This window comes from Microcoleus sp. BM001215392 (assembly GCF_036700185.1).
In the GTDB taxonomy this organism is placed as follows: Bacteria; Cyanobacteriota; Cyanobacteriia; order Cyanobacteriales; family Microcoleaceae; genus Microcoleus.
The window spans coordinates 1-13966 of sequence record NZ_JAUBOJ010000178.1 but is presented as its reverse complement, the minus strand read 5'-3'; the positions used below and the strand labels follow the sequence as shown (position 1 = coordinate 13966).

Annotated in this window: 8 protein-coding genes and 1 pseudogene; 1 reads left to right on the top strand and 8 read right to left on the bottom strand. The window is 43.0% G+C overall.

The annotated features are described in order from the left end of the window. Window positions 1-136 precede the first annotated feature (136 nt). Genes QT974_RS18915 through cas10 form a run of 6 tightly spaced genes read right to left on the bottom strand, consistent with a single transcriptional unit; the run spans window position 137 to window position 8761 of the window. Window positions 137-1096: a hypothetical protein gene (locus QT974_RS18915; RefSeq protein WP_333469977.1), complete on the bottom strand. Its 960-nt coding sequence runs from the start codon at window positions 1094-1096 to the stop codon at window positions 137-139. Window positions 1097-1139: 43 nt separating this feature from the next. Next, a complete protein-coding gene (cmr6, locus tag QT974_RS18910) occupies window positions 1140-2960 on the bottom strand; it encodes a type III-B CRISPR module RAMP protein Cmr6 (protein ID WP_333469976.1) in 1821 nt (606 codons plus the stop codon). Further along, window positions 2957-3466, bottom strand: a complete 510-nt coding sequence (locus tag QT974_RS18905) for a hypothetical protein (RefSeq protein WP_333469975.1) — start codon at window positions 3464-3466, stop codon at window positions 2957-2959. Before QT974_RS18905 ends, cmr6 begins: the two co-directional genes overlap by 4 nt. A gap of 12 nt (window positions 3467-3478) precedes the next feature. Continuing rightward, the gene (gene cmr4, locus QT974_RS18900; protein WP_333469974.1) at window positions 3479-4381 is read right to left on the bottom strand and encodes a type III-B CRISPR module RAMP protein Cmr4; all 903 of its coding nucleotides are present in this window, start codon (window positions 4379-4381) and stop codon (window positions 3479-3481) included. Then, window positions 4374-5669 carry a type III-B CRISPR module-associated Cmr3 family protein gene (locus QT974_RS18895; RefSeq protein ID WP_333469973.1) on the bottom strand — a complete coding sequence of 432 codons (1296 nt, stop codon included), beginning with the start codon at window positions 5667-5669 and terminating at the stop codon, window positions 4374-4376. Before QT974_RS18895 ends, cmr4 begins: the two co-directional genes overlap by 8 nt. A 5-nt stretch (window positions 5670-5674) precedes the next feature. After that, window positions 5675-8761, bottom strand: coding sequence for a type III-B CRISPR-associated protein Cas10/Cmr2 (cas10, locus tag QT974_RS18890; RefSeq protein WP_333469972.1), 3087 nt, complete (start codon window positions 8759-8761; stop codon window positions 5675-5677). A 1082-nt stretch (window positions 8762-9843) separates the two neighbouring features. On the opposite strand from cas10, the gene QT974_RS18885 reads away from it, so the two are divergent. Then, window positions 9844-10080, top strand: coding sequence for an HNH endonuclease (locus tag QT974_RS18885; protein WP_333469971.1), 237 nt, complete (start codon window positions 9844-9846; stop codon window positions 10078-10080). Window positions 10081-10169: 89 nt separating this feature from the next. On the opposite strand, the gene QT974_RS18880 is transcribed toward QT974_RS18885, so the two are convergent. Beyond that, the gene (locus tag QT974_RS18880; protein ID WP_333469970.1) at window positions 10170-11591 is read right to left on the bottom strand and encodes a group II intron reverse transcriptase; all 1422 of its coding nucleotides are present in this window, start codon (window positions 11589-11591) and stop codon (window positions 10170-10172) included. Window positions 11592-11670: 79 nt separating this feature from the next. Next, a pseudogene (gene ltrA, locus QT974_RS18875) lies at window positions 11671-13390 on the bottom strand (group II intron reverse transcriptase/maturase); the annotation flags it as partial. Between the last annotated feature and the right edge of the window lie 576 nt (window positions 13391-13966).

Below are 13966 nucleotides of genomic sequence, written 5' to 3'. Positions count from 1 at the left end.
GAGAACATTGGTATCTCTGTAAATCTTTTGCACTTATTAAAAAGCTATTTATGCTAGTAACTCATTGTCAAACTTTTGATTTCCCTAAGTTAGATATGTATGGCTTTTTTGCAAAAAAGCCTAAATTAATACTAACTTAATCACAATTAGTGAAGCCAGATTTTTTTGCAAATGATTTAGGATCGCTATATGGCTTTAAAAATTTCAAAGTTGTCAGCCAACCGTCTAGAATAGAAATAGCGCCTCGAAAATCCCAGCGAGATTCCAGGATGATTTTAGCATCTTGATATTTTTGACTCCGCATATACCTCCAGTAGGATGTGAAGTCGCATTCTGATGCTTGGCCTCTGAGAATATTTTTAGGTGACAACTGAGGATTGATAAATAGTTGGTTGGTGACAGATGAGGCGATCGCCTGCATAGTCAAAGCTAGCTGCATTTGAGGAGTGCCGCCTTTAATACCTATTAAAATAGTCTGTTCGCTGCGAATATGCTGGAAAAAGAACTGGTAGTAATAGTTGAGCAATTCATCGCGATCGACTGCTGAGATGTTTTGAGGAATGACTTTACATATCAATTCCAGGTCTGGCATTTCGCGCTCAAACCATTTTTTGAGGATGCTAAATAAATGGATAGAATCTGAAGGATAGCCTTGCTTATTAGGTTTCTGTTCACCGGATTTAGAATCTAAGATAAACTCTGGTTGGTCGGTAACAAAGATGTAAGCTTGTTTGACTTGGAATTTCGGGTCTTGCGTGGCAGTTTTTAAGACACCCCAAATTCGACCGGGGCGGATGCGATCGTGCCAAGTTCCTGTTTCATCTTTTTCATAGGCTGCTAACAGTTTTTGAGTGAGTTCACGAAATGAGAATGATTGTTGATTATTTTTGGTGACGGTGACTTCCAATTCGGGACACAAGTCTTTGATAATATAGCTTTGTCGGAATTGTGCGTCCCAGACGATTGCTTCATCTTCTGTTAATCCAGATTCGTTAAGATTTGGTTCGGTGCGATCGAATCCTACGGGGATGTAATAGTCGTCAATTTTTACGGCTATGTCAGATGTGCCTATATTGGCGATGAGAATTGCATTCATGGCGGTTGATGTTTAGTTATTTTCCAAACTCAAAAAATCAAGACTAATTTAACTTAATTCCTTGGTTATCCCAAAGGGTTTCACAAGCAGTGGCTCTTTGACGTAACTGTGTCAAAAAGTTACGGCGCTTCTGATTCCCGGCACCAAAAACAGTAACAACTTGATAGTTTCCCAAATCAGCAATCCAGACAGGTGAAGGATCGCTATTAGCACCGCCGCACAAGTCGCGATCGTAATTGCCATTGTTGTTACGAGCAAGTTCGTGCAAAACATTGAGAGCAAAAGGTTTTGTTTGCGAATTGGAATTCCCCTGACAAACAACAATTTTACAATCTCTCCCGATCGAGTTAATAAATTCACCAATATTGGGTCTAGGAGAGTGCGTATTAAAAGTTGTTGATGTCAGTTGCGCTAGCGCACGATAAAACTCTCGCATTTTTGTCTGAAATTGCGACTTAAACTGTAGAGGTGTTTCAGGAAAATCCCAATCGTTGTTGGAATTAGGCGAAACGTTCGTTGCTCTTAATTGAGTGCCGCGATAAAATGGTCTGCTGTTACGAGAATGTTTTGGTCGCCGTGCTCCTTGTCCAACTCCTCCCAGATGAAACATCAACCAAGTGAGGTTTTGAAATAACTGCCGAATCGCATCTTGTCTTTCTGCTGGCGCTTCTTCTGAAAAACTTAGTTTTAGTATCCCGCTTTTGGAAAGACAAGCATTTTGATTTTGTTGTTGTGTACGAGGGTTAGGCTTTGTAATTTCTTGAACTTGACATTTCATCCATCCCTGAGTCTGAGGTTGAATGGCGCCAAATAATCTGGGTTCTAGGCGATCGCGCACTTCGGCAACTGGCAATACACCCAAGGCGATCGCCCGAAACCAATAACGCAGCATTGACTTAAATGCGATCGCACGTACTTCTGCCTCAGCTTGACCCTCATATCTATTCTTTTCCCCATTCCAATTCATGCGCTGATGGCTGTGAATTAATTGCCCTGTGAGCGTAAAATTAACCTGCAAAAATGGAGAAGCTGCTGCAATTCCTTCGACATTTATTTCCCCATAGCCAGAATTGACTTGAGAACCAATTCCCGCTTGCAAACCTTGCTCTAACCAACTTTTGACTTGTTCAAATGTAGCATCATCGCATTGGAAAGTGCGGCGCACCCCAATCACAAATTTAGGCTTTCTTAATGAAAGGAATAGATTTGGATTGGGTTGGTACTTTGGCTGATTTCCGTCCCACTTCCAGATATTATTAGCAATGTCTACAGCTAAACCTCTTTCATTCTTTCCCCAACTTTCCCCACAAGGATAAGCATCCAGAAAAATTACTTTTCCGGCCCGATTTTCTTCTGTTGCTTCCAGAGAACCAAAATAACGCGCTATTTCCTTTTCCGCTAGTTGGATGGCATTTTGCCGTTGTTGAGCAGTAATATTGGGATGAGTTCGTTGCAGTTGTGCAAGATTCTGTTGGATGAGCGATCGTAATCCCTGCGCCCTCGCCACACCCCGCAATGTACTTGACGGAATATAAGGCATTCCCGCAGCATCAAAAGCAGGAAGCAGCATATCTTCCGGCCCGCGCATTCCGCCTACTCGTATCCGCCACTCGCATTCAACTGTAAAAGTATTTCCTTCTGCAATTGACTTTGTAGCTTTATTGCGACGCTGGAAATAATCGCTATAATTGTTACTTCGCTCTGCTGCATTTTGAAGGAGTTTAGCTTTAGTAGCATTGTCATCATTTCCCAAATTAGGGATTCGCAGCCAGCGCAAATATTCAATAAAACTGGCTTGGTTGTGTGGGTTAAGTTGTGCTTCCAGAAATATACCTGGCTGATTATTATTGTTGCCCCCTCTCATTCTGTTTCCTCTCCTTTAATATCTGGATAAATTGCTTCCGTCCAAAAACTAAACTCTCGCGCCACCGCTAAAGCAATGCCTGTTAATCCTATATAATTGTTAGGATGCAAATCTTTTAACGTTTGAGCGCCGTTAGTATTTGCTAAGTTTTGTTGTCCAGAAACCCTTTCCAAACACCTAAAAAAGCGTTCGAGGATTTCCCGTTTACCCTCCTGGTCTTTTCTAGCTTTCTCAGGCAGAGGAATTTGAAGAATAGGACGATCCCCCCAAGCATTGCGAGACATTTCTTCAGCACGCAGGCGCATTAAACCCCAAGTTGCCAAATAGGTATAGAGTTCTCGCGCTTGGCTTTTTTGCTCTTTCAGACGTTTTTTGTAATGTTCTTCGCTAATTTCTCCATTGTTTTTTGCGGTATTGTAAGCTTCGCGAAGTTCATGCAGTGTCTCGTACACTGGGGTGATAATTGAAAGCGGTTGTCCGAATTCTCGATCGATATCTTGAACCATATTTTTTATCTCCTATGCGTTGGCAGTTTCAGTTGTTTTTAGTTGCTGAACAAAACCTCGTCCCAAACTTTCTTGTCCTCCTAACTGTAAAACTGAATCAGTATTTAATAGATTTTGAAAATCCTGCTCGTGGGCATTTGGATCGCCTGCAACTTGCTTGGTTACTCCCCAAGGAAAATACATTAGCGAATCTGGAGGTATGGCTTCTTCATAGCGAAAACTACCATCAGTAACTGCTTTATGTTCGTTGAGCTTAACTTTTACTTGTCGCCACAAACTCATCTCAATCAGAGTTTCGCAGTAACGGTTAGGAACTACTAGAACTTGAGTTATGCTAGTTTGACCAGAATTGGGTACAAAATCTGTCCAAGGTGTGTCGGCAGGAAAATCTTTTAATTTTCCTGCAAGAATTTTAGTATCTTTCAAGTAAACATTTCCTGCTGTTGTCAGATGCCTGCTACCTTCTGGAACATCAATTTGTTGTCCGTTGAGTCGAGTCCAGCGTTGCAGCAGCATCGGGCAACTAATCCACACAACACCATGACTGATAGAAGGCACTGGTATCCACAAAAGTGAAGCGTCCCCTATCCAAATACTACCTTGTTCGAGTTGAGTAATTTTTCGTTCTATTTCATATTCATAGTGTTCAACAAACTCTGAATCTTGGATGTCTTTTAGATCTGGCCCAAACAACTTGACTCGACGAATACGAGCATCCATTGACAAATCTCCAGTCGAATCAGGATTATTAGGTATCGCTTCGACATTCGATCGCAATCTTCCCCGAATACTGCTAGAAGGCAAATAAGGAAAATTTGTGTGCGCTTCCCTCGCAATACCAACAATATTTCCTTCCTGGCTAGTACCGCCAGTATGTAGTGGCGAGAGTAAATATAAATAAGCAAGATTAGTCATTTTTATGCCTCCACAATAACATTCCGTAATTCAACGTTCTGAAAGTTTTTACCCATTCCTTGTCCGTGTTATTCTCCTCTGCATTAGGTAACAACAAAGACCCAGAAGTTTGCAATTCCTTAAACACATAAACCGTCCCCGGCGGCACAAAAGCCCGTTGCGGCAACAAGGAAAATTCTAATTTCCCTTCCTGTTGAGAATTTGCCCGCCTTTTAATACTCGACACTCCACCCCACAGCAACGGGCGACTGGTGGCACATCCAGCAAGGCGATCGCGCCACTCGTGAGGATAAGCACCATAAACTGGCGCATCAATTTCCGCACGAGCAAGTCCCGGCGTGAGCAAATAAGCAACTTTACTCTCCGAATTCGGAGTTAGAAACTTCTCCAAATCTTGCCATCCCTGCCAATCTTTCAATGGCACAACTAAAGCACGATGCCCTTCACCTCCCAAACGAATTACTTTAGTTTCTGGTGTTTCCTCTTTGGTTTCTGGTGTTTCGTTTTCACCTCCCAAACTTACTACTTTAGTTTCTGGTATTTTCTTGGTAATACCCGCTACCAACTTCCACCCCGGTTTTAAACGAATCGCCACTTCCGTAAAATAACCATCGCTATCTCGTACTTGTCTCGCTCCACTTTCCATGTGAATGTGTGGTAATATCTGCACTGACCAAGGATCGTTGCAAAAATCATCGGGTGATGTAGTAATTTCTCCCTGAAGATATTGAGATAATGCTTGTGCTTTCATCCAAGGTTTGGGACTGCCACAAATAAATTCTGGCAATTGATTTTGCATTGCTAAACCCCGTGCCACAATTTGAGAAATCCAAGGCTTTTGTCTCTTGCTATAGTTCCCCTCTGGCAACCGAGGTGGCACCATTGGCGGTAATTCTCGATTATCAAAAGAGATATGTCTCCAGTCCGAATCTTCCCAATCTTGTTTAACGGGAACGATCCGTACCAGCTTATCCCAATCTTCCACGTGATCTTTGCTGTATTCGGGATTGCTCCTGTCCCCTACTAAACGAATACAGCACAAATCTTTAGGAGTTGGTAGCCAAAGCTGATTTTTATCGTCCATCAGAAACGGGCCAATAAAATTTAGATCGCGCCGCTTCTCTTCCTTTTTGTTCCCATAGAAATTTTCAATCGATCGCAAAGCCTGAAAAACTGTAATAGGCATTGGTGGAAACTGTCCTTTAGCCCAAGAACCTTCGCCAGGACTAAAGGGTTTAGCTTCCCGAAACAACAGCACATCTAAAGGTTCGATTGCATACCAGAACATTTCCATTATCTCACCTGTCCCCATGAATTTTGCTGTGCCATCTTATCAAGCCAAAATGCACTGAATCGCAACAATTTTGCTAAATCTTGAATGCTGCAACCTACGGGTTGAGGTTCTTCTGGTTTTTGTTTCCGCAGTTGTTGCCAATTCATATCAACGCGATAAGCCCAATCTTCCCAATTATTCAGCCAGTCACACAGAGCATCTTGCACAGGTTGAGGAAGCGATTCGTCTCGTGAGTTTATAATAACCTTAGCAGCTTTAGTCAAAAGGCGATCGCTTTCAGTTAGAGCAGCATGAGTCGGTAACTCTTCAGCAAGACGGTAAAGCACAGGTGCTAAATTATTAGGTTCTTCCGAAGAAACAAACTCCCACCACTGAGATAGCAGATGACCTTTCATCGTCGCTTCTAAAACATTTCCACCTCCGTAAATTACCCGAAAACAAAGCCCGTCTTTAGGTTCAATTTTTTCATTATGACTTATTGTTGCCCCTTGCATCTCCTTAGCGCAATCTTTCTCAGCACTCCAGAGAGATTCCAGTACCGTTGGTAAGGGAACGCTTTTGTGAGCAATGACAATTCCTGCGCTCATTGTCGCACCTTCACCCATCGTAAATAAAGGGCGATTTTGCAGTCCGCAAAAATTACTATTTTGGGTATCATTTTTGGGATTGGGTTCCCAATAGCCTCCTGTGGCAGTAAAGCTAATTTTGGGATCTTTTTCTGTATAAGGATCTTGACCTCCACACCAAGCTGCCCGCAATGATAGGAGATATTCGGGTAAATCTGCTAATGGTAAAACAGCTAATACATCATCACCACCACTATAAACAACCTTGCCACAAAATCGTTGTTCAGTAAGATAGGGTACGATGCGATTAGAAAAGTCTAACAAGGCGCGATTGAGTCCGACGTGAGTTGCAGGGCCCATGCGCTTGCGCGTTTCCAGCAGTTCGTTAAATTTCGCCGCGGGTTGACTGTTTAAAACATCAAGGTTTAGATACTCCTGATAAGGCTTGAGTTTAGAGCCATTAACGTACTTACCCATGCCATCACCATCAGCTACAATAATCGTCCACCAATCCGCTGGTGAACTGTCACCAAAGCCGCATTTTTTATGAGCTTCTTTTACTAAGCCTCGCAAAGTTGTAAGGTGTTCTTTTTCCAGACCCATATCTTCAGCAAGCCATTTGCTAGAGAACATCACTCCGTTATAATCTTGCCCATCTCTATTGTTGGGATTAATAAAGCGATCTACTTGGGGAATATTAAAAGCTTTGCCACGAGTTTTCGATCCAAACTTGTCTGTATCTTTAGGCAGTTTAGTTTGAATCAACTTAGCAATTTCTCGCCAATATCTACGAGCTAGTGACAAATTGTCGCGAACAAATCTCGCTGATGCAATAGAACTGAGATTTGGAAAACGAATCAGGCGATCGTAGTTAATATCAGTTGAAGTTGTTATTGTTTGATATCCCATAGCTTCGGTATCTTCTTCATCCAATTCAAAAGTAATTTTTAACTTTTCTATTTTAATCCCCAGAGACTTAGCAACTCCCCCATATTGCCACGCCATCCGCTTTGTCAATTCCAAAGCATTCAATTTTTCCGAACCATTAAATAACCCCGGATAAACTAACGCCATTAACTGCCAAAATAACTGCATAGAACCAGAACTCATACCGGCTCCTTCTCTTAAGTCTCTTACTGCACTTTCCCTTCGTGGTTGATGCGTACCATACCGCAATTGAGGGTGAACGGCGCTAAATTGTCCCGATATGGTAGAACGCTCTCCTGGTGCAGCAGGAATTCGCCAATTGCGAGTATTTTTTACAGCTTGAATGGCTTGTCCCAGCCGGCTTTGAGAGTTGGCCCACCAAGTTCCTATGTTGAGTTCTGTATAGGCAAAATCTTCTGCTTCTGTTGGTGTAGGCTGGTCGTTACGGGAAGGAGCAATAGTTTCCTGATCCTGTATCCAAATCCGATCGCGATCGCCAGACGGAACGTTTTCTTGACCTGTAATTGAGAACGTTCTCTCAGGATGACCGAGAGGAACTGCTGTCCAGTATGGTTCCCAAGTACAATCGATTTGCGCCTCCCAAAGTTTACGCCACTCCCAGCTACTTTCTTTTTTCCACTGTTCGAGTTCGTGGCGGTTTGGATTGTCTGGACTGTCCAATATTCCTTCAGATATGGCAAGTTCGACTATTAACTCCTCAATTTTATCCTGCTTGCTTTCGTCATTTAGATAATCAATGACAGAATGGCGAATATCCGATCGCACCTTAAGAGCAATTTTTCGCCATTGTTTGTTTAAATGCTGGCCCAGCTTTGCTCCAAGTTTCTCTGCCGCTACTTTTCCCGGTACAATTGCTGTAATCACGTTCGGAAAACCAGCTGTACTCAAACTGGTAGATGTTCTATCTTGAAATCGACTCGCTGGATTAGATCCACCTTGAAAATGAGCAAAGTCTGTTTGAAAATTAGGATATTGCTTAGCGATGAGCGCATCGATAATTTCCTGACTCCATAAAGAAGGCGTAATCACCGCATCCGGCCCATAAACACGAGCAATGTACCAGCAAAGTCTCGCACTCAAATAATGCAGCAAATAAGAACCAGCCCAGAAGTCAAGGAATTTGCGCGACGATTTGATAAATTCTTGTACGGGTGAGAAGGTAAACAGTAACAAATAAGGATGTTTATCTGCGTCTTCCTCTACATAATCTTGAGGAATTGCACCTGCAATCGCAGAAACGGTACTGTTATAACTATGTAACGGGCAATCTGGGATCAGGCGATCGGCAGGGTAAAGCAAAGCATCTGGCTGCTGTTGTGTTAGATATTGGGGATAAAAGCGCCACAACCACCAAAACGCTTTTCTAGCATCATTGCCGGCTACTGCGTTGAGCCGATCAATAATTGAATCGCTTAATTGCGGTAAATTCTTGACAGTACGATGTTGACCGCTGATTAGATGCCGCACTGAAACAGGATCTGCCGTATTGAAGGTTGTTTGGGATAGGTTTTCAAAGTTTACGCGATCGGAAGCTTTGCTAATTTCCTCTGCCCTACATCTTATCTCCTCCAATTCTGATAGGTTAGATGCACAGTTGGATAAGCAAGGTATTCTGTCGCTATAAGGGCTTGTATTTGTTAATAATCCTGATCGAACGAGTAATGTATAAAGTTTGCGTTGATATAAGGTCATCCTTGTTTCTCCACAAGTTGATTTTTACTTTCTGTGTATCTATCAGAGGCTTAAACAAAGTTTTACGCATTCTGCCAATATTTGTCACAAATCTTTACTAGAACTGGCGCAAAACTGTTTGTACAGGAGCGCCTAGACCTGTTAAAGTCCTGTGAAAATAATGGAATGCTGTCTGTCACCTTTCAAAATTCACGCGATCTGAAGGGCGATCGCACATGGCAAAAATAATAGATCCAATATACGATCCAATTACTCCTGAAACACTGTAACTGTTTGGCTATAGACAGAAACGTTTCTGGATTTTCTGAGCCGTGCAGCAAGGCATAAAGCTTGCGATGGTAGTAGTTCATTTATTGCAAATTCAACCAATACAGTTAAAGTAACACCTGTAAATTATACCTGAGTCTGTTTTCGTGCGAATGACGAAATATCTAGTCTGACAGGTAGATACAATAGAGTTGCGATCGCACTGAGGGCGAACACAGAGGCACCGCCCCAAGCAAGTGTGACAGCAAGATGCTTAAAAACTCTTAATATTTACGTACAGCCTGGATATATGGTGTTCAGGATTAATTTGCAGTTGTCGCAAATTCTCTGGCTATCGATCCTCATACTTTAAATAGCGAAATATGTCAATAGCAAGTAGACTTTTATTGGTGATTTTTGATTAGCCACGACAGTACCGAAAAAGTCTGAAATGGTTGCTACGCGCGATCGCTAATTTTTCAGAACTTCAAAGGACTATTTTTGAGCGATCGCTTTTCTCCCAATCTTCGCCTGATGCAACTTTCTGTACTTTGTGCGTTCTGGATGGCGATCGCTCTTAAGTGAGACAAGCATGAAATAATAGTGAGGAAGGCGTTAAGAGATATGGAATATTAAGGAAATTTACAGCACTCTTTGACTTGATGGCTTCTGAGTGATGGCAATAAAAGCGATCGTCATATTGTGAGAAATGAGCTATGATAAAACCCAAAAGGTATCCCGACAATTGGCAAGAGATTGCATTCTCAGTAAAAGAAAGTGCGGGATGGCGCTGCACTAAGTGCCGCCAACAATGCCTCCGACCCGGTAAGAAAAGTGACTTAACCAAATCCGAACGCTTAAAGTTAACTTTGACGGTGCACCACCGCAATCGAATACCGGAAGACAATCGCCCAGAAAACTTAATAGCCCTTTGTACTGCCTGTCACCATTAAACTCAACGAGACTGTCACCAGCCCCGTTGGTCTTCAAAACCGTGCATGAAACTTTAATTTCACACGGCTCCTCAATGATTTGGTGCTTGTTACGCATACCTCATTACCCATTTATCCTCGACTCTTTCAAGTCTTTTGGTGGGTTTAGGCTCGACACTGTTGCAGTCGGATTTGCTGCCAGAACTGCCATCATTGGCTGTCTTTATATCATGGCAATGTCTATGTAGAAGTTGAAGATTTTTATACTCATCCTTTTTACCTTTCGATTTGGGGATGATATGGTCAACTTCCATTACATCATCTTCACGGAAGAACAAATCGCAGTGGGTGCATTTCCCTTTTTGCTTTTTCAGGAGCGTTGCCACTCTAGACGGCATTTCCGGGTTTTTACCCATTCTTGAACTCCAATAAACTAGGTTTCCGTCGTATGGTGACGATTCGCCTTTAACTTTCACATGACGCACTATTGGGGTGACGGCATGGTCAAGTAACCGAAATGAGGTTAATCCATCCTTCTTCGTTACGAATACCCAGTTATCACCGCCTATGGAATGCCAATATTTGTTTGACACCCATTCCCTGCTCTTTTTTGGGTGGCGGCGTTTTGCCCAAGCGCTTAACTTTTGGTACGTGAGGCTATCGATATCTGAGTAAGCCACCTTACTTACCACAGTCGCATAGTAGTTTGCCCATCCCCTAATGATTGGGTTTAGATGGTTGATTAGCGCCACTTGTGGTGCTGCCTTATGGGCTTCGATAACACTAGCGATTTGATCGTAATGTACCTTTTGCGAATGCTTACTTGGGGTGATGATTGTTTTAAAACCCTGATTAGAGTGATACTTTCCAACAGTGAATTGTTGTATCCTAAAACCAAGGAAATCGAACCCTGGTTTTTCTTGCTCATACTGGTTGAGAGTGTGAGTAAGTCTCGTTTTGCTGGGTTTTAGTTCTAAACCCATGCCTTGTAACCATTCAGAGATAATCTCTTTACATCTTTGAACAACGGTTATGTCTTCGTGAAGAATAACGAAGTCATCGGCATAACGAATTAGGCTTAGGCTTTTACGGTTGTCCCGCTTACCATGACCACTTCGGGTGGGCAAAGTATCAGCATACTTTTTAATTCGTTCTTCCATCCCGTGGAGGGCAATATTTGCCAGTAGTGGAGAAATTACCCCGCCCTGTGGCGTACCCTCAGATGTTGGAAACAACTGCTTATCATCCATCACTCCCGCTTTTAACCAGGCTCGAACTTGTCGGCGGATGGTGGGGAATGTATTTAATTTTTTGAGCAGTGCTTCATGGTCGATGCGGTCGAAACACTTGGCAATGTCAGCATCTAGCACGTATTTAGATTTCTGACTAATTACCGTGAATATTTGCTCTATCGCATCATGGCATGAGCGATTAAACTCAGCGAGACTGTCACCAATCCCGCTGGTCTCCAAAACGGAACGTGAAAGTTTCCCTTCATTCCGCTCCTCAGTGGTATGGTGCTTATCATACATACCTCATTACCCATTTTTCCTCGACCTTTGTCAGTCTCTTGGTGGGTTTAGGCTTGACACTATTACAGCCAGATTTGGTGCCTAGACTGCCATCACTGGTAGTCTTTACATCGTGGCAATGTCTGTGAAGGAGTTGCCAATTTTGATACTCATCCTTTCCACCTTGCGATTTAGGGATAATGTGGTCAATTTCCATTACATCGTTTTCACGAAAGAACAATCGGCAGCAGGCACATTTTCCCTTTTGCCATTTCAAAAGTGATGAAACTCTTTTTGGCATTTCTGGGTTATTGCCCGTTCTGGTACTCCAATAAACTAAATTTCCATCAAAAGGGGATGCTGCGCCTTTGACTTTCACATGACGCACTATTTTAATGCGGCTATGGTCGATTAAACGCAGTGGATTACTCCCTTCTTTGATGGTAGCAAATACCCAGTTATCACCATCAATAGAATGCCAATATTTCTTTGACACCCAGGTCTTTGATTTCTTGAAATGACGATATTTTGCCCAAGAGACAAGTTTTCGATACACCAAATCATCCAATCTGGCGTAAATTTCTTTACTGACGACTGTCGCAAAGTAGTTAGCCCAACCCCTGATGATGGGGTTTAATCTTTTAATCAATCCCGCTTGCGGTGCTGATTTATGGGCATCAATTTCCTTCGCTAGATGGTCATAGTGTGCCTGAACTTTTTCTTGACTGGGGCTGATGATAGTCTTGAAACCTAGTTTTTCCCCTCGAGTATTTTTACCAGATTGGTGTTTTCCTTTCGGGAACTGACGAATGTTAAATCCGAGGAAGTCAAATCCTGGTTTTTTGCCTTCAAATGTTGAAAGAGTATGCGTCAGTCTGGTTTTACTCGGTTTCAATTCTAAGCCAATGTCTTTTAACCATTCCGAGATAATTTCTCGGCATCTTTGGACAACGGTGATGTCTTCATGAAGAATGAGGAAGTCATCGGCATACCTGATTAATGTAGCTCCTAATTGAGAGCCAGCATACTTACCTTTCTTGACAATCGTTCGTTTTGGAAAGGCTTGTTTAATCCGGTTTTCCATCCCGTGGAGGGCAATATTCGCCAACAATGGCGACAGACAGCCGCCTTGTGGTGTGCCCTCAGATGTTGGCACCAAATGTTTTCCGTCTATTACCCCCGCTTTTAACCACGCACGGATTTGACGGCGAATGGTGGGAGAGGTATTTAGTTTTAACAGTAGTGCTTGATGGTCGATACAGTCGAAGCATTTTGAGATATCCGCATCAAGTACAAATTTTGGTTTGAATCTGATGGCGTTAAAAATTGCCTCGATGGCATCATGACATGACCTTCCCTCTCTGAAACCGTATGAGTTAGGTTCAAATCGCGCTTCCCATTCTGGTTCTAATGCCAGTTTGGTAAGTGCTTGCAAGGCGCGGTCTTTGATGGTAGGTATTCCTAAAGGTCGTTTCTCTTCCGTTCCTAGCTTGGGAATCCATACCCGCCTGGTTGGACAGACCTTTGAACCCAGTTTGAGTTGACTCGTGAGGTTCAGTCGTTGCTTTGGGGTCAGCGATTTCACGCCATCCACACCTGCCGTCTTTTTGCCCCGATTGTCCTGGGTAACTCTACGCACCGCTAGTACTCTTGCTGACCAAGAATTCATCAACGTTTTTTGGAGTCGCCGATATGTTTTCACATCACCTCGACCAGAGGCTCGATAAATTCGGGCGTTGCAGCTTGTACACTCTCCGTTCTAGCTTGCGCCAGTTGAGCGAGTGCCATTCCCCCGTAGTCTTTAAACTCGTATTAGACATATTTACTGCTACTGGAAACTTTATCTTCCAATTCACCGTGATTCCGTCTGCTTATCCTCCCCATTACAGTCAGGCGTTTGCTTCTGAATCAATCTTTCCTATCCTTCGTATTGGTTAGCACCTACTCAATCGTTGCCGACTGAGAACAGAAGGTAGGTTACTTCGTTTCTGATAGTCATTCTTTGAGTTGTTAGAGCGGTACTCTCCACCGGGTTTAGAGGAAGTGCTTGTTGGTCACCCTGGACTTGCCAACTCCCCATTATCCTTGCCCTTTTGGGACTCCCAGCGTATCAGCCTGATTTCGCTGGTTATTCCTAACGATGGTTCAAACATACCTTCGTATTCCTACTCGTGAACTCTTTGCTTGATGGATACCGGATTAGGCTTCGAGTATTTACACCTTTCACCCCCGCTTCAGGGATTGATGGCTAGTCGCTACCCTGGGGGACGCAGTTTTTCACTGCGCTCTGTGTGCTTTCACTCCTGCACCTGGAGGGTGGGATTTGATTCCTAATCAGGTTTCTCACCCACATGACTATCAAATTATCAAGGTTCTTATGTTTCTTGTGAGTAATC